This is a genomic window from Actinoplanes sp. ATCC 53533 (assembly GCF_003947245.1).
This window is the reverse complement of record NZ_QHHV01000028.1, coordinates 91,566-110,274: the sequence shown is the minus strand read 5'-3', so window position 1 is coordinate 110,274 and position 18,709 is coordinate 91,566. Positions and strand designations below refer to the sequence as shown.

Annotated in this window: 16 protein-coding genes; 9 read left to right on the top strand and 7 right to left on the bottom strand. The window is 71.0% G+C overall.

The window, feature by feature from the left end; genetic code table 11:
• Nucleotides 1–2: 2 nt before the first annotated feature.
• The 6 genes from DMB66_RS10835 to DMB66_RS10810 are packed head-to-tail and all read right to left on the bottom strand — an operon-like array spanning nt 3 to nt 7,406.
• A complete protein-coding gene (locus DMB66_RS10835; RefSeq protein ID WP_125803911.1) occupies nt 3–374 on the bottom strand; it encodes a DUF5818 domain-containing protein in 372 nt (123 codons plus the stop codon).
• A 57-nt stretch (nt 375–431) separates the two neighbouring features.
• The gene (locus DMB66_RS10830; protein ID WP_125803910.1) at nt 432–1,301 is read right to left on the bottom strand and encodes a carbohydrate ABC transporter permease; all 870 of its coding nucleotides are present in this window, start codon (nt 1,299–1,301) and stop codon (nt 432–434) included.
• 35 nt (nt 1,302–1,336) lie between these two features.
• The gene (locus tag DMB66_RS10825) at nt 1,337–2,395 is read right to left on the bottom strand and encodes an ABC transporter ATP-binding protein (protein WP_125803909.1); all 1,059 of its coding nucleotides are present in this window, start codon (nt 2,393–2,395) and stop codon (nt 1,337–1,339) included.
• Nucleotides 2,392–3,717: a sugar ABC transporter substrate-binding protein gene (locus tag DMB66_RS10820; protein WP_125803908.1), complete on the bottom strand. Its 1,326-nt coding sequence runs from the start codon at nt 3,715–3,717 to the stop codon at nt 2,392–2,394. The genes DMB66_RS10825 and DMB66_RS10820 overlap by 4 nt, the downstream gene beginning before the upstream one ends.
• On the bottom strand, nt 3,717–4,574 hold the full coding sequence (locus DMB66_RS10815) for a carbohydrate ABC transporter permease (protein ID WP_125803907.1): 858 nt from the start codon (nt 4,572–4,574) through the stop codon (nt 3,717–3,719). Before DMB66_RS10815 ends, DMB66_RS10820 begins: the two co-directional genes overlap by 1 nt.
• Nucleotides 4,575–4,595: 21 nt before the next feature.
• Nucleotides 4,596–7,406 (bottom strand): exo-alpha-sialidase, encoded by a 2,811-nt coding sequence (locus tag DMB66_RS10810; protein WP_125803906.1) that lies wholly within the window; start codon nt 7,404–7,406, stop codon nt 4,596–4,598.
• 517 nt (nt 7,407–7,923) lie between these two features.
• Between DMB66_RS10810 and DMB66_RS10805 the strand changes: the two genes are divergently transcribed.
• From DMB66_RS10805 to DMB66_RS10785, 5 genes are read left to right on the top strand one after another with little or no spacing between them, the layout of a single operon-like run.
• Nucleotides 7,924–8,949: an ABC transporter substrate-binding protein gene (locus DMB66_RS10805; protein ID WP_125803905.1), complete on the top strand. Its 1,026-nt coding sequence runs from the start codon at nt 7,924–7,926 to the stop codon at nt 8,947–8,949.
• Nucleotides 8,946–9,767, top strand: coding sequence for an ABC transporter ATP-binding protein (locus tag DMB66_RS10800; protein ID WP_125803904.1), 822 nt, complete (start codon nt 8,946–8,948; stop codon nt 9,765–9,767). Before DMB66_RS10805 ends, DMB66_RS10800 begins: the two co-directional genes overlap by 4 nt.
• Nucleotides 9,760–10,632 carry an ABC transporter permease gene (locus tag DMB66_RS10795; protein ID WP_125803903.1) on the top strand — a complete coding sequence of 291 codons (873 nt, stop codon included), beginning with the start codon at nt 9,760–9,762 and terminating at the stop codon, nt 10,630–10,632. The genes DMB66_RS10800 and DMB66_RS10795 overlap by 8 nt, the downstream gene beginning before the upstream one ends.
• A gap of 16 nt (nt 10,633–10,648) precedes the next feature.
• Nucleotides 10,649–11,563, top strand: a complete 915-nt coding sequence (locus DMB66_RS10790) for a TauD/TfdA family dioxygenase (RefSeq protein WP_125803902.1) — start codon at nt 10,649–10,651, stop codon at nt 11,561–11,563.
• Complete coding sequence (locus DMB66_RS10785) at nt 11,560–12,930, top strand: LLM class flavin-dependent oxidoreductase (protein ID WP_125803901.1); 1,371 nt, start codon at nt 11,560–11,562, stop codon at nt 12,928–12,930. Before DMB66_RS10790 ends, DMB66_RS10785 begins: the two co-directional genes overlap by 4 nt.
• Before the next feature lie 41 nt (nt 12,931–12,971).
• On the opposite strand, the gene DMB66_RS10780 is transcribed toward DMB66_RS10785, so the two are convergent.
• Nucleotides 12,972–14,189 carry an ROK family transcriptional regulator gene (locus tag DMB66_RS10780; protein ID WP_125803900.1) on the bottom strand — a complete coding sequence of 406 codons (1,218 nt, stop codon included), beginning with the start codon at nt 14,187–14,189 and terminating at the stop codon, nt 12,972–12,974.
• A gap of 126 nt (nt 14,190–14,315) precedes the next feature.
• On the opposite strand from DMB66_RS10780, the gene DMB66_RS10775 reads away from it, so the two are divergent.
• From DMB66_RS10775 to DMB66_RS10760, 4 genes are all read left to right on the top strand, one after another.
• Complete coding sequence (locus DMB66_RS10775; RefSeq protein ID WP_233624465.1) at nt 14,316–15,578, top strand: Gfo/Idh/MocA family protein; 1,263 nt, start codon at nt 14,316–14,318, stop codon at nt 15,576–15,578.
• Between the two features lie 62 nt (nt 15,579–15,640).
• Nucleotides 15,641–16,972, top strand: coding sequence for an ABC transporter substrate-binding protein (locus DMB66_RS10770; protein WP_125803899.1), 1,332 nt, complete (start codon nt 15,641–15,643; stop codon nt 16,970–16,972).
• Complete coding sequence (locus DMB66_RS10765; RefSeq protein WP_125803898.1) at nt 16,969–17,892, top strand: carbohydrate ABC transporter permease; 924 nt, start codon at nt 16,969–16,971, stop codon at nt 17,890–17,892. The genes DMB66_RS10770 and DMB66_RS10765 overlap by 4 nt, the downstream gene beginning before the upstream one ends.
• Nucleotides 17,889–18,707: a carbohydrate ABC transporter permease gene (locus tag DMB66_RS10760; protein WP_233624464.1), complete on the top strand. Its 819-nt coding sequence runs from the start codon at nt 17,889–17,891 to the stop codon at nt 18,705–18,707. Before DMB66_RS10765 ends, DMB66_RS10760 begins: the two co-directional genes overlap by 4 nt.
• Nucleotides 18,708–18,709: the final 2 nt, after the last annotated feature.

The following is an 18,709-nucleotide window of genomic DNA, read 5'->3' as shown; positions in this document are numbered from 1 at the left end:
GCTCAGGCCGTTTCGACGCGGGTGACCGCGACGGTCTGGGCGAGGTCGCGATCGCCGCAGCCGGCGGGCCGGGTGGTGAGGTTGCCGCGTACGGTCACCTTCGCCCCCGGGCTCAGGGCCGCGGCCTCCGGCCCGGTCAGTGCCCAGCGTCGCCCGCCGACCAGCAGCATGGTGCACTCGCCCGAGCGCTCGACCACGCCGGTGAGGGTGCGTGCGCCCCAGGGCAGCGGGCCGGGCACGTCACCGGACGGCACCGGTGGGACGGACGAGGACGCGACCGAGGGCCGCACGCCGGACGGGTCGTTCGAGGTGCCGGCGGAACTGCAGGCCGCTGTCTGCCACAGCAGACCGATCACGCCCACGACGACTGTCACTCTCCGTACCATGGGACACCTCCGTTCCTGGGACGCGGCGGCCCCGCACCCGGTTCCTCACAGTCGGTAGAAGGCACGGTAGCGGCGGATGAGCCGCCACTGGAGGACCACCGCGGCCAGGGTCAGCAGGATCATGACCAGCGTGGCCGCGGCGGCGTAGCCGTACCGCAGGTATTCGAACCCGGTTCGGTAGACGAAGAGCGACAGGTAGGTGGTGGCGTACGGCGGCGGCCCGCCGTCGGTCACCACCAGCGCCGGCACGAACGTGAAGTGCAGGCTCTGGATGGCGTCACGCACCAGCAGCAGCCCGAGCACCGGTGCCAGCAACGGCAGAGTGACCCGGCGGAACACGTCCCAGCCGGTGGCGTCCTCCAGAGCCGCCATCTCGTAGACGTCGCGGGGCAGCGCCCGGCGGGCGGCCAGCAGCACCACGAAGGTCTCACCCATCGTGAACAGGCTCATCGCGATGATCGCCGCCCGGGCGTCGGTCGGGTCGGTGAGCCACTGCGGCGGAGTGCGTCCCAGCGCCGTCAGGCCGTTCTCGCCGCCGGTGCGCAGCACCTGGTTGATCGGGCCGTAGAGCGGATTCAGCAGCCACAGCCACAGCAGGCCGTAGGCGATCTCGGGCACCGCGGTCGGCAGCATCGCCGCGCTGCGCGCGCTGCCGACCCCGGGTGCCCGGCGGTGCAGCAGCAGCGCCAGGCCGAGCGCGAAGAGCACCCGCAGGGGTACGGCGACCAGCGCGAAGACCAGTGAGTTGGTCAGGGCCACCCGGAAGATCGGGTCGTCGATCAGCTCGGTGAAGTTGTCGAGCCCCGCCCACGCCGGGGGGCGTAGCAGGTCGTACTCGGTGAAGGCCAGCGCGAGGGTGATCAGGGCGGGCAGCAGCACCAGACCGATCAGGCCGATCAGGTACGGCGTCAGCATCAACCCGAGCTGGCGGCGGGAACGGTTGTCCGGCCTCACGACGGCGGGTACCGGAGTCCACTGCCGGCGTGAAAGACGTGCACGTCCGCCCAGCGCACGGTGGCCCGTACCGCCGCGCCCCTGGCCGGCCGGCGGTCCGCCGGAACCCGCACCACGACCGGTTGGCCACCGTCCGTGGTGAGGTACGCGTAAGCGTCCTCGCCGACCACCTCGAGCCGGTCCACGACGGCGGCCACGCCGTCAGCCGCGCCGTCGGCCGGGCCCAGCGTGACCGCCCCCGGCCGGAAGCCGATCTGCAACTCCCCGGCCCCGGCGAGCCCGGGCGGCGCGGTGCCGGACGGCGCGAAGGGCCCGGCCGCGGGGAGCAGGTTCATCGCCGGGGAGCCGACGAAGCGGGCGACGAACGCGCTGGCCGGGGTGCGCCAGATCGCGTCGGGGGTGCCGACCTGCTCGATCCGGCCGTCGCGCAGCACCGCGATCCGGTCGGCGAGCACCAGCGCCTCGGTCTGGTCGTGGGTGACGTGGACCATGGTCGCGCCCAGCCGGTCGTGCAGGGCCCGCAGCTCGGTGCGCATCTCGGTGCGCAGCGCCAGGTCAAGGTTGGACAGCGGCTCGTCGAGCAGGAACACCTCCGGCTCCCGGGCCAGCGCGCGGGCCAGCGCGACGCGTTGCCGCTCGCCGCCGGAGAGCTGCCCGGGCCGCCGGTCGAGCAGGGCCGCGCACCCGACGGTCTCGGCCGCTGCCCGGGCCCGCTCCCGGGCGACCGCGCGCGGGGTGTCGCGCACCTCGAGACCGAAGGCGATGTTGTCGGCGACGGTCAGGTGCGGGAAGAGAGCGTACGACTGGAAGACCATCGACACGTTGCGCCGGCCGGGGCGGTCGGCGGTGACGTCGCGGCCTGCGATGTGGATGCGGCCGGCGGTGACCGGTTCCAGGCCGGCCACCACCCGCAGCACCGTCGACTTGCCGGCTCCCGACGGGCCGAGCACCACCAGCAGTTCACCGCGGTCCACGGCCAGGTCGATGCCGCGCAGGACCGGCGTTTTCCCGTACGCGGCGGAGACGTCGTCGAGCGTGAGGCCGGGATCCTTCACCCGTGCTCGCCGCGGGCGAACAAGGGCCGGGTCTGCTCGTCGAGATCACGGATCACGTCGTCGAGTTTGTCACCCCGGTACAGGGCGTTCTCCAGGATGCCTCCGGTGGCGTCCTCGATCTCCGGCCAGGTGGAGACGGTCGGCAGCGCCCGCACCGTGGGGATGGCGTCGAGGAAGACCTTGGCGCTGCGCGGAGGCTGGGCCGGGCCGAGGAACGCCGCCGACGTCGAGACCCCGATGTGCGACGGAACGGTGCGCCCGGTGGCCGCGATGATCTTCTGCCCCTCCTCGGAGATGGCGAACTCCAGGAACTTCCAGCCGGCTTTCTTGTTCTTCGCGCCGCGGGTCATGCAGTACGCGTCGGAGTGCAGCACGCCGACCGGGTTGCGGTAGACCGGCAGCGGGGCGACGTCCCACTCGAAGTCGGTGATCGAGCGGAACGTGGTGGTGGACCGGCGGGAGCTCAGCACCATGGCGAGGCGGCCGTTGGCGAACCGCGACTCGTCGTCCTCGGCCTCGACGTCCTCGTCGGTGGGCACCACCCCGTAGGCCTGGCGCAGATCGATCAGGTTCTTCAGTGCCTCGCGGGCGGCGGGGGTGTCCAGCGTGAGCCGGGTCGGCCGGGCCGGGTCGTCGACGATCTCGCCGCCGTTGGACCAGACGAAGGGGGCGAGCCGGATGATCGACGGCTCGATGCCGAGGCCGTGCACGGCGGGCCGCAGGGCGGCACCCTCGCTCTCCGTTGCCTTGATCACCCGTCCGGCCGGATCACGGGTCATCGCGGTGGCGGTGGTGACGAGGTCGTTCCAGGTCCAGCCGGCCTTCGGCTCGGCGACCCGGTGCTTCTGGAACAGGGTGCGGTTGTAGTAGACCGCGAGGCTGGAGACGTTCTGGGGCAGGCAGAGCTGCTTGCCGCCCCACTTGAAGGCGTCCATCGCCACCGGGTAGTAGTCGGCGGGATCGATGGCCGGCGACTCCGCGATCCGGCTGTCCAGCGGCTCGATGACGTCCTTCGCGGCGAACTGGCCGTAGAAGCGGTAGTTCATCAGGAACAGGTCGGGTGGGGCACCGCCGGCCACCGAGGTGGCCAGCCGGGCCAGCAGGTCCTTGCGGTCGCTGGCCTCGACCAGCTGCACGTCGCTGCCGGGCCGTGCCTTCCGGTACGCGTCGACGAGCGTCCGGTAGGCGGCCAGTTCCTCAGGCGCGCCGAACACCAGCAATCGCGCCGATCCGTCCGCGGCCGTGCCGGAGCCCGCGCCGCAGCCGGCGCCGACCAGCACGGTGCAGAGCATCAGGGCCAGCAGCGCCTTGGTCCTCATCATCAGTTTCGTCCCGTCGGGTCGTCGTCGTGTCGCAGGAAGCGCCGCTGGGCGAGGACGAAGACCGCCAGTGCCGGCACGGTGGCCAGCACGGCCCCGGCCAGGAACACCGGAAAATCCGTCGGGTCCAGCACCGACAGCGAGCGCAGCGCCAGCGGCAGGGTGAACAGGTCACGGTCGTAGACGTAGACCAGGGGATCGAGGAAGTTCGACCAGGTGAGCACGAAGGTGAGGGCGGTCAGCGCGGCGGTCACCGGGCGTACCAGCGGCAGGGCGACCCGCCACCAGATGCGCACCGGCGAGAGGTCCTCGATCAGGCAGGCGTCGTAGAGATCGGCCGGCAGCGCCCGGAAGGCCAGGTAGTAGACCAGCACGTAGAGCGGCGAGGTGCCCAGCAGGGCCGGTGCGATCAGCGGCACCAAGGTGTCGGTCAGGCCGAGCAGCCGGAAGATCGCGAAGCGCGGCATCAGCAGGGCAGTGGCCGGCACCATCAGGGCGACCAGGGAGGCGGCGACGACCGTGCCGGTGATGCGTGGCGCCAGCCGGGCCAGGGCGAAGCCGGCCAGCGCGGCGACCAGCACACTCAGCGGCACGGCGGCGACCGCGACCAGCACGGAATTGAGCGAGGCCCGCAGCAGGCCGCCGAGCTCGACGGCCTCCTGATAGCCCGCGGTGGACGCCGGGTCGGGCACCAGCCGCGGCGTCGGCGACGGTGGCAGCCCGGGCCGGGTGAGCGATCCGGAGATCAGCAGCAGCAACGGCGGCACGAAGACGAGCACGACGAAGACCGCTCCGAGCGTGCGCCAGGCACGGCCGGCCGCTGCGGGCAGCGGTGAGGGGCCGCGCTTGCGGCCCCTCACCAGGTTGTCGCCGATGGTCGTCTACCGCAGCGACAGCTGCCAGGCACCGAGACCGTGCGAGGCGGCGTACAGCACCCGCTCGCCCGGCACGATGGTGAGCCCGGGAACCTCGACGTTCGGCATGCCGGCGGCGGCCTTGGTCCAGGTGGTACTGCCCTTGGCCAGCCGCAGGACGCCGAAGTCGGTGGACGCGTACAGGTCCGCGGTGACGTCGTCGCGGACCAGGTCCGTGATCGGCTGGTCCCCGAAGTTGTACGAGCGGTCGGTCCAGGTCGCACCACCGGCGGCCACGCTGACCTCGAACGCGTGCCCGGCGGTGGCCGGGGTGTTGGAGTTGAACCCGCTGTACGAGACCCACGCCCGGGCCGGGTTCTTCGGATCGACGTGGATGCTGGTGACGAAGCGGTTCGGGGTGGTGGCGGTGTCGATCCTGGTCCAGGTGACCGCGGAAGCCGGCTCGGCATCCACGTTGCGGCTCACGAAGACCCGGCCGGTGCTGGTCGCGGCGTACGCGGTCGAGGCGTCCGAGGCGACCCGCTGGACCACCGAGACGGCGCCGCCGGCCCGGTCGCCGAGGGAGGCGTCGGTCAGCGGGGTCGCGCCGAGCTGCGCCCAGTCGCCGCACTGCGCCTCGAAGGTGCCGGTCCAGCTGTTGCAGATCCGGTTGGCCTCCTCGATGCTGCGGGTGCCGAGCCCGAAGGTCTTGGTGCGGTACGCCGAGCGCGCGGTGCCGGCGAACATCGTGCCGCTGACCTTGGGATCGCTGATCACGGGTGCGTAGAACAGCGTGCCGGGCTGGCCGAAGATCGGGTCGTAGATCGAGATCCAGCTGCCGGTGTCGCCGTTGTTGAAGTTGACCTCGGGGGTGGCGTCGAAGAACGTGTGGAACCGGAACTCGGGCCGGCCGGCGTCGAAGCCGGACGCGCCGCCGTCACCGATCATCGTGTTGACCCAGCGCCGGCGCTGGCCCTTGTTCTCCCAGGTGCCGTTGTCCTGGGTGCCGCCCTGCAGCAGCTTGGGGTCGTGCGGGCTGGTGGAGAGGCTGATGAACTGCAGCGTGTTCATGCCCTTGTTGACGGCGGTCAGCTTCGCCGGGATCCTCGACAGCATCTGCCGGCAGCGGGCCAGCTCGGCCTCGGTGGCCAGGGCACGGTCCGGGTTGTCGCACCAGCTCGACCGGTTGACGAAGGTGCCGCTGGAGCGCATGACGCCACCGTCGTTGGCCTCGAAGAACTGGTACGGGTTGCGCGGATGGGTGACGATCGCGTGCTGGTCGGGGTGCAGCCCGTTCGGGTGCAGCTCGTCGGTGCCGTCGAAGGTCATGTCGGTGCCGCTGACCCCGGCGTCGGTGGACAGCACGACCGCCCGCTTGTGGGCGACGGTCTCGTCGTAGACGTAGGAACCGCCGGTGTAGACGATGTCCGGGTGGCCCGCCGGGGTGTGCACGAAGATGTCGTACCAGCACTGGCCGCCGCACTGGTTGTAGGTGGCGAAGCCGGTGTCGGCCGGGTTCGAGCTGGTCAGGTCGGCGAAGGCGGGGGCCCCGGCGGCCACGTCGTCGCTGCGGAACAGCCGCGAGTACGGGGTGCCGGTGTTGCCCTCGTAGACGTACATCCGGGTCTTGCCGCCGGGCAGCGCGGCCACGTCGATCGCCGCGCGGGTCTGGATCACGGCCGGGTTGAGCGACGGCTTGATCTGCGCCCAGGTCGCGCCCGCGTCGGCCGAGCGCCAGACGCCCCGGGCGTACGAGGAGGCGTAGACGATGTTCGGATCGCGCGGGTCGAGCTTGACGTGGCGCACACCGCGCGGCGAGCAGGCGGCGGTGTTGGCGAACTCGGCGGCGCTGCCGGTGCACTGGGCCGGGTCGGCCGAGCCGTTGTGGATGAACTTCCAGCTCGTGCCGCCGTTGGTGGACTTGTAGAGCCCCCACTTCGCGGCGTCCGGCACCGGGCGGGTGACGCCCGTGCAGCAGGAGCTCGACATGCCCCGCAGCGCGGTGGTGGTAGCGACGTAGAGGGTCTTGGGATCGCCCGGCTTGATGGTGATCTCGCCGATGCCCTTGCCGTCCAGCACGTCCTTGCCCAGCGGGCCCTTCCAGGTCACGCCGCCGTTGGTGGACTTGTACAGCCCGACGCCGGCGACGCAGCCGGAGCCGCAGGTGTTCGCCTCGCCGGTGCCAGCATAGACGGTCAGGCCGGTGCGGTCATTGCGGTCGATCCGGACCGAGCCGGCGGCGTTGATGCCCAGCGGCCCGCCCAGGTAATACCACTTGGGCTCGGCGGCGAGCACGTTGAGGGTGGCCCAGACGCCGCCACCGGCCGGGGTGACGTAGGCGCGGCAGAACCGGTTGTCGCAGTCGGGGGCGATGTCGATGGAGGTGACCCGGCCACCCGCCACGTACTCGTTGGGCACATAGTTGTAGGCGTTGCGGAGCTCGGTGAACGGATAGAGCGCCTCGCTCGGGCCGACGTTGGTCCACTTACGAGCCGCGGCGGCGCCCCGCAGGTTGCTCGGGGCGCGCTTCTCGGCAGCGGCGTATGCCGCCTTCGACCGGTCGACCTGCTCGACGGAGATGGTGTTGGCCGGGTAGGCCCGCTCCAGGAACTCCTGCTGCGCGGCGACGCCCGGGCCGTCCGGCGACATGCCGTCGCTGCCGGGCACGGCTCGCAGCAACTTCTGGTTATGGGCACCGAGCGCGCCGGGCATCTCACCGCCCACGGCGACGGGAACAGGCACCGCGGCACCCGCGAAGTGGATTCCGGCGGCACCGGTCGTCGCGAGCAAGGCGACGACCGCTAATCCGATGGAGAGTTGACGAGGTCGGCGCTTCACGGGGTCCTCCGCAAGAAAAGGCAGAACTGCAACGCGGAGCCGTGATTGGCTACCGTCGTTGGCAGCGGTCCAGGTTGGAATATCGCAGAGGTCCAACACATAGACAATGCCCAGCGCGAAGATAAAACCAGACATGGGGATCTTCGCATATGTTCGATACGCCCCTCACCGGACACCGGCCGCACCGTGCGTCGAGCATATCCCACCCAACCTATGGGATTTATATGTGCTCTGAGTCACAAAGTGGCTGACGCCGGCGGGGCGGGACATCTACGTTGCTCACATGAATCGAAGCAAGCGTCTGACGCGGCGCCGCTTCGTCGACTATCTCCGGGTGTGCACCTGCACCTGTCGAGTTTGACGGCCAAGCGCAGCTCACCAGCTACCTGACCGCCGTTTTCCACGTCTGACAACGACGCGTGCACCGCCGCACGCGCCGCGATGAACCCTGCCCGCCATCGACCGGCGCGACTGAGCCGGCCGGGCGATGCCACGCGACCACCGCAAGGAGCTCTCCATGAAGACACCCCGACTCGCCGTGGCGGTCGCGCTGATCGGCGCGCTGTTCGCCACCACCGCGCTGACCGCCTGCGGCAAGTCCGCCAACGCCGGCGGCGCGCAGACCAAACAGCTGCGCTACCAGGGCTCGGTCGGCCAGGTGACACCGCCCGAACTGGCCGAGGACCTCGGCTATCTCGGCGACGTGAAGCTCAAATGGATCGGCAATACCATCAGCGGCCCGCAGGACATCCAGGCCGCGACCACCGGCGACATCGACTTCGGCGGCGCCTTCAACGGCGCGATCGTCAAGCTCAAGGCCTCGAAGGCGCCGATCACCGCGGTGCTCGGTTACTACGGCTCCGACAAGGACAGCTACATCGGGTTCTTCGTGCCGGAGAACAGCCCGATCAGGACGGCCAGGGATCTGATCGGCAAGAAGATCGGCGTCAACACGCTGGGCGCGCACTCCGAGGCGATCACCAAGACCTACCTGAAGCGCAACGGCCTGACGCCGGCGGAGATCAAGCAGGTCGAGCTGGTCGTGGTGCCCCCGGTCAACACCGAACAGTCGCTGCGGCAGGGGCAGATCGACGTCGCCGCGCTCGGCGGCGCGCTGCGGGACAAGGCGCTCGAGCACGGCGGGATCCGCGCGCTCTACACCGACTTCGAGCTGCTCGGCCCGTTCACCGGCGGCAGCTACGTGCTCCGCGACGACTTCCGCAAGCAGAACCCCGACACCGTACGCACCTTCGTCACCGGCACCGCCAAGGCGATCGAGTGGTCCCGCACCCAGCCGCGGGAGACCGTGATCGCGCGGTTCCGGACGATCCTGACGAAGCGGGCCCGCAACGAGGACGACAGCCAGCTCAAGTTCTGGAAGAGCTACGGCGTGGCCGGCAAGGGCGGCACGATCACCGACACCGACTTCAGCACCTGGATCGACTGGCTCGACAGCATCGGCGAGCTCAAGAACGGCAAGCTCAAGCCGGCCGACCTCTACACCAACGAGTACAACGAGCTGGCCTCGGGCGGTGCCCAGTGAGCGTCCCGAAGATCCGGTTCCAGAACGTCAGCAAGGTCTTCACGGCCCGCGGCAGCACGGTGACCGCGCTGCGGGACATCAACCTCGACGTACGCGCCGGCGAGTTCCTGGTCATCGTGGGCCCCAGCGGCTGCGGCAAGTCGACCCTGCTCGACCTGCTCGGTGGCCTGGCGCAGCCGTCCGGCGGCCGGATCCTGGTCGACGACCGGCCGGTCACCGGCCCCGGCCTGGACCGCGGCGTCGTCTTCCAGCAGTACGCCCTCCTGCCGTGGCGAACCGCTCTCGGCAACGTCGAGTTCGGGCTGGAGGCCAAGCACGTGCCCCGCCGTGAGCGCGCCGACCGCGCCCGCGAATACCTGAACCTCGTCGGGTTGTCCGGCTTCCACGACCGCTATCCGCACGAGCTCTCCGGCGGCATGAAGCAGCGGGTGGCGATCGCCCGCAGCCTCGCCTTCGACCCGGACGTGCTGCTGATGGACGAGCCGTTCGCGGCACTGGACGCGCAGACCCGGGAGGGCCTGCAGGACGAACTGCTGCGGATCTGGGAGCAGACCGGCAAGACCGTCGTGTTCATCACGCACGGCATCGAGGAGGCGGTCTACCTCGGCCAGCGGGTCGCGGTGCTGACCTCCCGGCCCGGGCGGATCAAGGAGGTCGTGGACATCCCGATCACCGCGCGCTCGGCCACCGAGGACCTGCGCTCAGACCCGGAGTTCGCGCACTACCGGCACGAGATCTGGACCCTGCTGCGGGACGAGGTTCGCAAGGCCCGCAGCGAGGAGCTCGGCCTGGACGAGAAGGAGACGGCCCATGTCTAGCCTCACCGAAACCCCGGTCGCGATCCGTCCGGCGCCGGCGCCGGCGACGCCCGCGACGGCTCAACCCGCGGCACCCGTCGCCGCGTACCCGTGGGTCCGTCGCCTTTTGCGCGGCATCGGCGCGGTGGCCACGCGGGTGGTGGCCCTGGCCGCCCTGGCGGTCGTCTGGGAGGTGTTCCCGCGGCTGGGCCTGGTCGACGCGACCTTCCTGCCGCCGCTGTCCGACGTGCTGGTCGCCTGGTGGCAGCTGGTGCAGTCGGGCGAACTCCTCAACCATGCGCAGGCCAGCCTGGGCCGGTCGCTGGCCGGATTCGGCCTGGCCATCGTCGCGGCCATCCCGCTCGGCCTGCTGATCGGCTGGTACAAACCGGCGGCGACCCTGCTCACGCCGCTGCTGGAGGTGTTCCGGAACACCGCCGCGCTGGCGCTGCTGCCGGTGTTCGTGCTGATCCTCGGCCTGGGCGAGACCTCCAAGATCGCGATCATCTGCTATGCCTGCTCGTGGCCGATCCTGCTGAACACGGTCAGCGGCGTGCGCACCGTCGACCCGCTGCTGATCAAGTCGGCGCGCTCGCTCGGCCTCGGCCCGCTGCGGCTGTTCCAGAAGGTCGTGCTGCCCGCCGCCGTGCCGACCATCTTCACCGGGATCCGGCTGGCCGGCGCGTACTCGATCCTCATCCTGATCGCGGCCGAGATGGTCGGCGCCAAGGCGGGCCTCGGCTATCTCATCAACTACGCCCAGTACAACTTCGCGGTTCCCGACATGTACGCCGGAATCATCACGATCTCCGCCATCGGCCTGGTCGTGAACCAAGTCCTGATCATCACCGAGCGCCGCTTCTCCACCTGGCGCACCACCAACTAGGAAGGGAACCCGCATCATGACACTCGCGACCACCACCCAGGACGTCCGGCGCATCGGCGGCCGGATCGGCGCCGAGATCATCGGCGTCGACCTCGCCCGGCCGATCGACTCCGACCTCGCGGCCCGGCTCAACAGCGCCCTGGTCGAGCACAAGGTGCTCATCTTCCGCGGTCAGGACCTGGACGACGAGGCGCACCTGCGCTTCGCCGGCACCTTCGGCCCGCTGACCACCGCCCACCCGACCGTCCCGTCCGTCGACGGTCAGACCAACATCCTCGCCGTCCAGGGCGGCGAGGGCGCCCGGGCCAACTCGTGGCACACCGACGTGACCTTCGTCGTCGCCCCGCCCAAGGCCACCACGCTGCGCAGCCTCGTCATTCCGCCGTACGGCGGCGACACCCTCTTCGCCAACACCGCCGCCGCGTACGCCGACCTGCCGGAGCACCTGCGGCTGCTCGCCGACCGCCTGTGGGCCGTGCACACCAACGACCACGACTACGCGGAACACCCCCAGTTCCGGACGAGCGAGGTCGAGACGTACCACCAGGTCTTCGTCTCCCAGCGGTACCGCACCGCGCACCCGGTGGTCCGCATCCACCCCGAGTCCGGCACCCCCAACCTGTTCATCGGCGGCTTCGCCGACACCGTCATCGGGCTGTCCCGGACCGAGTCCAAGGACATCCTGCGGTTGCTGCAGTCCTACGTGACCCGGCCGGAGAACACCCTGCGCCACCACTGGGCGGTCGGTGACGTGGTGATCTTCGACAACCGCACCACCCAGCACTACGCCGCCGACGACTACGGCGACCTGCCCCGCAAGCTGCACCGGGTCACCGTCGCCGGCGACCTGCCGGTCGGCGCCGACGGCGGCAAGAGCTACGTGCTCGAGGGCGACGAGGCCGGCCACTACACCCCGCGGGCTGCGCGATGAGCCGGCCCGGAAAACTCCACCTCAACGCGTTCCTGATGGGGGTCGGGCATCACGAGGCCGCCTGGCGGCTGCCGGAGAGCGACCCGTACGCCGACGTCGACGTCGAGCACTACAAGAACCTGGCCCGGATCGCCGAGCGCGGCAAGCTCGACTCGCTCTTCCTCGCCGACGGGCCGGTGCTGTGGGACCAGGTCGGGCGGCGCCCGTCGGGGACGCTCGAGCCCACCGTGCTGCTCACCGCGCTCGCCGGGGCGACCGAGCGGATCGGGCTGATCGCCACCGCGTCGACCACCTACAACGAGCCGTACAACCTCGCCCGCCGGTTCGCCTCGCTGGATCTGGTCAGCGGCGGCCGGGCCGGCTGGAACATCGTCACCACCGCCGGGCTGGACGCCGCCCGCAACTTCAACCTGGACCACCTCCCGGCGCACCGGGAGCGCTACGAGCGGGCCGCCGAGTTCGTCGACGTCTCGCTCAAGCTCTGGGATTCCTGGGACGACGACGTGGTGCTCGCCGACAAGATCAGTGGCGTCTGGGGCGACCAGGAGAAGATCTACCCGGCCGCACACCAGGGTGCCTACTACCGGGTGGCCGGCGCCCTCAACGTGCCGCGCACCCCGCAGGGCCACCCCCTGCTGGTGCAGGCCGGCTCCTCGGAGAACGGCCGCAACTTCGCCGCCCGCTACGCCGAGGCGGTCTTCACCGCGCACCAGACCCTCCCCGACGCGCAGGAGTTCTACGACGATCTCAAGCGCCGCGCCGCGGAGCACGGCCGCGATCCGGACCACATCAAGATCCTGCTGGGCATCGTGCCGTTGATCGGCGCCACCGAGGCCGAGGCCCGCGAGCTCGACGCCGAACTCAACCGGCTGATCCGCGCCGAGTTCGCGCTGCCCGGCCTGGCCGAGCTGCTGGGGGTGGACATCGCCGAGCTCCGCCTGGACGACGAACTGCCGGCGCACCTGCCGGCCGAGGACGAGATCGAGGGTGCGAAGAGCCGGCGCACGCTCGTGGTCAACCTCGGCCGCCGCGAGCGGCTCACGGTCCGCCAGCTCATCGCCCGCCTGGGCGGCGGGCGAGGGCACCTCACCTTCGCGGGCACGCCGGTGCAGGTCGCCGACGCGATCGAGTCCTGGTACGAGGCCGGCGCGGCCGACGGCTTCAACATCATGCCGCCGGTGCTGCCGTCCGGCCTGGAACGTTTCGTCAACGAGGTGGTCCCGATCCTGCAGGAACGGGGCCGGTTCCGCACCGAGTACACCGGGCACACGCTGCGCGACCACTACGGGCTGTCGCGGCCGGCCAACCGCCGTGGGTTCGTGCCGGATCGGGTGACGGCGAGCAGCCCGGTGTACGAGGCGTCGTAGCCGGGGGACGTGGCGGGCGCCCGCTCAATGCGGGCGCCTGCTCAGAACAGGCTCGTCGGCCGGGTCGAGAGGATGCGCTCGACCGCGGCCAGGCCGAAGCGGAACCCTCCGGTGAGGATGGCGTCGTCGGCCAGCCGGGAGAGCTGCCACTCGGGCGGGTCGACCAGCAGGCTGCGGGCCTGCCGCTCGGCGGCGCCGCGCACCAGTTCGGCGGCGGCGGCGAGGGCCGGGTCGGCGAACAGGCCGGTGCCGACCACCACCAAGGCCGGGTCGAGGGCCAGCAGCACCGGGGCGACGCCCTCGGCGAGGCGGCGGCCGATCGACTCGAGCACCGCCACGGCCTCGGGGGCGCCCGCGGCGGCCGCGGCGATCACGTCGGCCTCGCGTCCCGCCCAGCGCAGGCCGGGCAGGTCGGACCCGCCCCCGGCGGAGGCCGGCAGCGGGAAGTGGATGAAGCCGATCTCGCCGGCCGCGCCGTGGTGGCCGCGCAGCAGCCGGCCGCCGGTGATGATGCCGGCACCCAGGCGCTCGCCCAGCAGGATGAACATCATCTCCCGGACGGTGGTGCCGGCGCCCTGCCAGTGCTCGCCGAGGGCGGCGAGGTTGGCGTCGTTCTCCACCGCGACCGGGCAGCCCAACGCGGCACCGAGCACGCCGGCCACGTCGGCGTCGGCCCAGCCCTCGAGGTTGTCGGCCTGACGGATGCGGGCGTTGTCCGGATCGACGACACCAGGCGTGCCGACCGTCGCGGCGCAGACCCGCTCGGCCGGCACGCCTGCCTGCTCAAGCGCGGAGTTGACCGCGGCGACCACCGCGCCGGCCCGAGCCCGGCCGCCGGCGCCGGCGCGGACCGCGCGCTGCCGCCCGGCCACCACCCGCCCGTCCAGGTCGGCCAGGCCGGCGCGAATCATCCGGGAGCGGACGTCGACGCTCAGCACGAACCCGGCCGAGGGGCGGAACCGGAACAGTCGCGCGGGCCGGCCGGGCGAGCGTAGGCCCCGGGCCGGGGGAGCGGCGGCCTCCTCGACGAGGCCGCTGCCGATCAGGTCGTCGACGATCACGTCGACCGTGGGCCGGGACAGGCCGGTGGCCTCGGCCAGGGTGGCCACGCGCGGCGGGAGGTCGGCCGCGCGGATGGCACCGAGCACCGCGGCCGCGTTGGCCGCGCGCAGATCGCCCACCCCGACGGCGGCCAGCGGCGGCGGCCCGTCGACCAGCTGGTCGCCGAGCGGCCAGACGAAATCTGGGGCGTTCCCCACCAGGACTCCCCTTCGATGGTCACAGTTAGGTAACGGCTTCTTGCCTGCTCAACGCGGCGAAGCCTATCGTCTCGGCAATTAAAAAAAGAAATTGCGTTATCAAACCAACCCCCAGGAAGGTTCGGCATGATGGAAGATCCGGTACGGGTGATCCTGGTCGGGGCCGGCATCCGTGGGGACATCTACGGCCACTGGGTCAGCGAGCACCCCGATCGGGCCCGGGTGGTCGCGGTGGCCGATCCCGATCCCGACCGGCGGGCCGACGCGGCCCACCTGCACGGGCTGGCCGAGGCGGACACCGCGACCGACTGGCGCGAGTTCGCCGCCGGTCCACGGCGCGCCGACGTCGCGATCATCACGACGCAGGACGTGGAGCACGTGGCGCCGGCGGTCGCGTTCGCCGAGGCGGGCTACGACATTCTGCTGGAAAAGCCGATCGCACCGACCGAGCGGGAGTGCCGCCAGGTCGTCGACGCGGTGCGACACAACAAGATTGTCTTCGGCGTGTGTCACGTGCTGAGGTACGCGCCTTACACAAAGGCCCTGCGCGATCTGCTGGCCGCCGGCCGGATCGGCGAGATCGTCAGTGTCGACCACATTGAGCCGGTGGGCTTCGCCCACTACGCCCACTCCTACGTACGCGGTAACTGGCGGCGGGCCGAGACGAGCGCGCCGATGCTGCTCGCCAAGTCCGGCCACGACCTCGACTGGCTGCGGTTCGTGGTGGGCCGCCAGGTCCGTACGGTCTCCTCGTTCGGCGGCCTCAAGCTGTTCCGGCCGGAGCACCGTCCGGCCGGTGCGGCCGACCGCTGCACCGACTGCGCGCTCCAGCAGACCTGCGCCTACTCCGCCGTCCGCATCTATCAGGATCACCTGGCGGCCGGAGACCTGCACTGGCCGCTGCGGGTGCTCACGCCCCGGCCCGACGCCGAGTCGGTGGCCGAGGCGCTGCGCACCGGGCCGTACGGACGGTGTGTCTGGGCCTGCGACAACGACGTCGTGGACCACCAGGTGGTGGCGCTCGAGTTCGACGGCGGCGCGACCGCGACCTTCACGATGACCGCGTTCACCACCAGCCGGCCGCGGCAGACACACCTGTTCGGCACGCTGGGCGAGATCTACTGCGACGGCACCCGCATCCGGGTGACCGATTTTCGTACCCGCCGGACCGAGACGCTCGACGTCGAGGTGCCGGTCAGCCCCGACGACCCGCTGCTCTCCGGCCACGTGGGCGGCGACGCCGGCCTGATGGACGCGTTCATCACCGCCGTCGCCACCCGGGACACCGGCTGGATCGGGACCACCGCCGACGAGGCGCTGGCCGCACACCACCTCGTCTTCGCCGCCGAGCAGTCCCGGCGCGAAGGCCGGACCGTCACCATCGGCTGAGCCGGCCCGCAGCGGAACCCCACGCAAGTTCGCACAAAATTCGCGAGCAAGGGAAGATCACCATGAGCGCTTTCTCCCGGCGAACCTTTCTCTCCGGCCTGGCCGCCGTCGGCACCGTCACCGTGACCGGATGCAGTTCCCTGACCCCGGGCTCGTCGTCGAGCGGCTCCACCGCCGCCGCCGGACCGGTCTCCACTACCGTGCCCACCGATCCGGTCACCCTCACCGTGGCCGACGCCGACGACACCACGATGACCCAGGGCCTGCTGGACGCGTTCCGGCAGAAGTACCCCAACGTCACGTTCAAGCGGCAGTACACGGGCTGGGACGACTATCTCAAGAGCATCAACCTGACCATGTCGGCGGCCACGCCGCCCGACATCGCCCAGTTCACGCCGGGCATGCAAAACCTCGTGCCCGGCGGCCTGCTGCTCAACACCGACGGCTACTCCACGGCGTACGGCTGGGCGGCGAAGTTCCCCGGCCTCGACCAGATCACCCTCACCCCCGACGGCAAGACCGTCGGCACCGGCTCGTTGTACGGCGTGCCTGGCGGCCTCTCCTTCGAGGGCGTCTACTACAACAAGCAGAAGGCCGCACGCCTCGGCCTGACCGTGCCGGCCAAGACGGTCGACGAGCTCGAGGCCCTGTTCGCCAAGGCCAAGGCGGGCGGGGAGCTGGCCCTGGTGGTCGGCAACCTGGACGGCGGGCTCAACCACCCGTTCAACGAGTTGCTCTCCGTCTTCCTCACCCCCGCCGAGCGGGAGGCGTGGGCCTTCGGCCACTCCGGCGCCACCATCGTGCTGCCCGGGGCGAAGACCGCCGCCGAAACCATCCAGCGCTGGGTCACCAAGGGTTACATTTCCAGCAACGTCAACGGGATCAGCGACAACGACGCCACCGCGGGGTTCGCGAAGGGGCAGGGCGTGTTCCGGATCAGCGGGAACTGGGCGGCGGCCGCGGTCGGCAAGGGCCTCGGCGACAACGCCGGCTATTTCACGATGCCGCAGGCCACCGCCGACTCGAAGCTCCACACCACCGGCGCGGGCGTGTACTACTGCGTGTCCGCCAAGACGAAGAACGCCGCGACCGCGGCGGCCTTCCTCGATTTCGTGGGCGGCGCGGAGGCGGCCGCGGTCACGGCGAAAGCCGGCTTCATGGCGCCGAAGGCCGAAGCTATGCCGAGCCAGACCGGGCTCTTCGGCGCCCTGCTGGCGGGCTGGCAGGCGACCGTGCGAGACCAGGGCCTGCAGCCGTTCATCCAGAACGCCTCCAGCCCGACCATGTCCGACACGCTGACCAACGCGCTGCAGCAGTTGGCCGGTGGCAAGGCCACGGCCGACGAGTTCCTCGCCCTGCTGCAGGCCGACTTCGACAAGTACCACCAGAAGTGACGCTCGACCTGGCACCGGCCCCGGTGACCGCCGCGCCGCGCGGAAAACACCGCCGTCGCCGCAGCCGCCGGTGGTCCAGCCTGCTCTACCTTGCTCCCGCGGTGCTGCTCTACACCCTGTTCACCGTGCTGCCCGCACTGCACACCGTGTACCTGTCCTTCTTCGACTGGGACGGGGTAACGCTGCCGTCGTTCGCCGGTCTCGACAACTACCGCTCGGTGGTCGCCGACCCGCAGTTGCGCGCCGCCGCCGAGCACGCCGGCACGCTCATCCTGTTCTTCTCGGTACTGCCGATCGCGATCGGGCTGGTCTGCGCGGCGATCGTGGCCCGCAGCCGGCGACGTGGCCTCATCCTCGTGCGCGCGGTGGTGTTCCTGCCGCAGGTGCTGCCGCTGGTCGCGGTCGGCATCATGTGGCGCTGGGTGTACGCCGAGCAGGGCACCGTCAACCAGGCCCTGGGCCTGGTCGGGCTGGAACGCTGGCAGCAGGCCTGGCTCGGCAGCTTCGACTGGGCGCTGCTCGCGGTCGGGCTGGTCGGCACCTGGGTGGTCTCGGGGCTGTGCATGGTGCTGTTCCTCTCGGGCACCCAGCGGATCGACGGCGAGATCTACGAGGCATGCCGGGTCGACGGCGCCGGCCCGGTCCGCGAGTTCCTCTCCATCACCGTGCCGCTGCTCCGACCCGAGATCGCGGTGGCGCTGTCCATCACCGTGATCGCCGCGCTGTCCAGCTTCGATCTCGTCTACATCACCACCGGCGGCGGCCCCGGCACCACCACGGTCGTGCCCGGCATCCTGATCTACCGTCTCGCCTTCGGCGGCGGCGCGGTCGGCCTGGCCAGCGCCCTCGCCGTGGTGCTCACCCTGGTGATCTTCGCGGTGGTCCTGGTGATCAACAGACTGTCCCGGGAGCGGCCGTGAGCCTCCCGCGCCGGCTCGCGGCGCCCGCTGTCATGGCCGTCTTCCTCGCCGCCGTCTTCGTGCCGTTCCTGTCCCTGCTGTCCGCCTCGATCCAGCCGGCCGGCGCCCCGCTGACCGGGCTGACGGCCCCGCACGGGTTCCACCTGGAAAACTTCGTCACCGCCTGGACCAAGGCCGGTTTCGGCCGGCTGCTGCTCTCCAGCGGGCTGGTCGCGCTGGCGGTCGTGCCGGCGTCGGTGCTGTTCGCCACGCTCGCCGGCTACGCGCTGGCGACCATGCCGGTACCCGGCGGCGGCAAGATCTTCGGCTATCTCCTGCTCGGCTTGGCCCTGCCCGCCGAGCTCACGGTGATCCCGCTCTACTACGACCTGCGGGCGCTCGGGCTCACCGACACCCTGTACGGTCTCGCCCTCGTGGAGATCGCGGCGTTCATGCCGTTCGGCGTGTTCTGGATGCGGTCACACTTCACCACCATGCCGACCGGCCTGATCGAGGCGGCCCGCCTCGACGGCGCCACCTCCTGGTCGACGCTCTGGCGCATCCTGCTGCCCAACTCGCGCCCGGCCGTGACCACCCTGGGCGTGCTGTACTTCGTCTGGTGCTGGAACCAGTTCCTGCTGCCGCTGATCCTCATCCAGGACCCGGCCCGGCGCACCGCCCCGGCCGGCCTCGGCTACTTCACCGGCGAGTACAACGTCGACATCCCGTCCCTGGCCGCCGCCACCCTGATCGTGATCGCCCCCGTCGTCCTGGTCTATCTGTTCTTCCAACGCCACTTCATCCAAGGCGTCCTCGACGGCGCCATGAAGGGCTGACA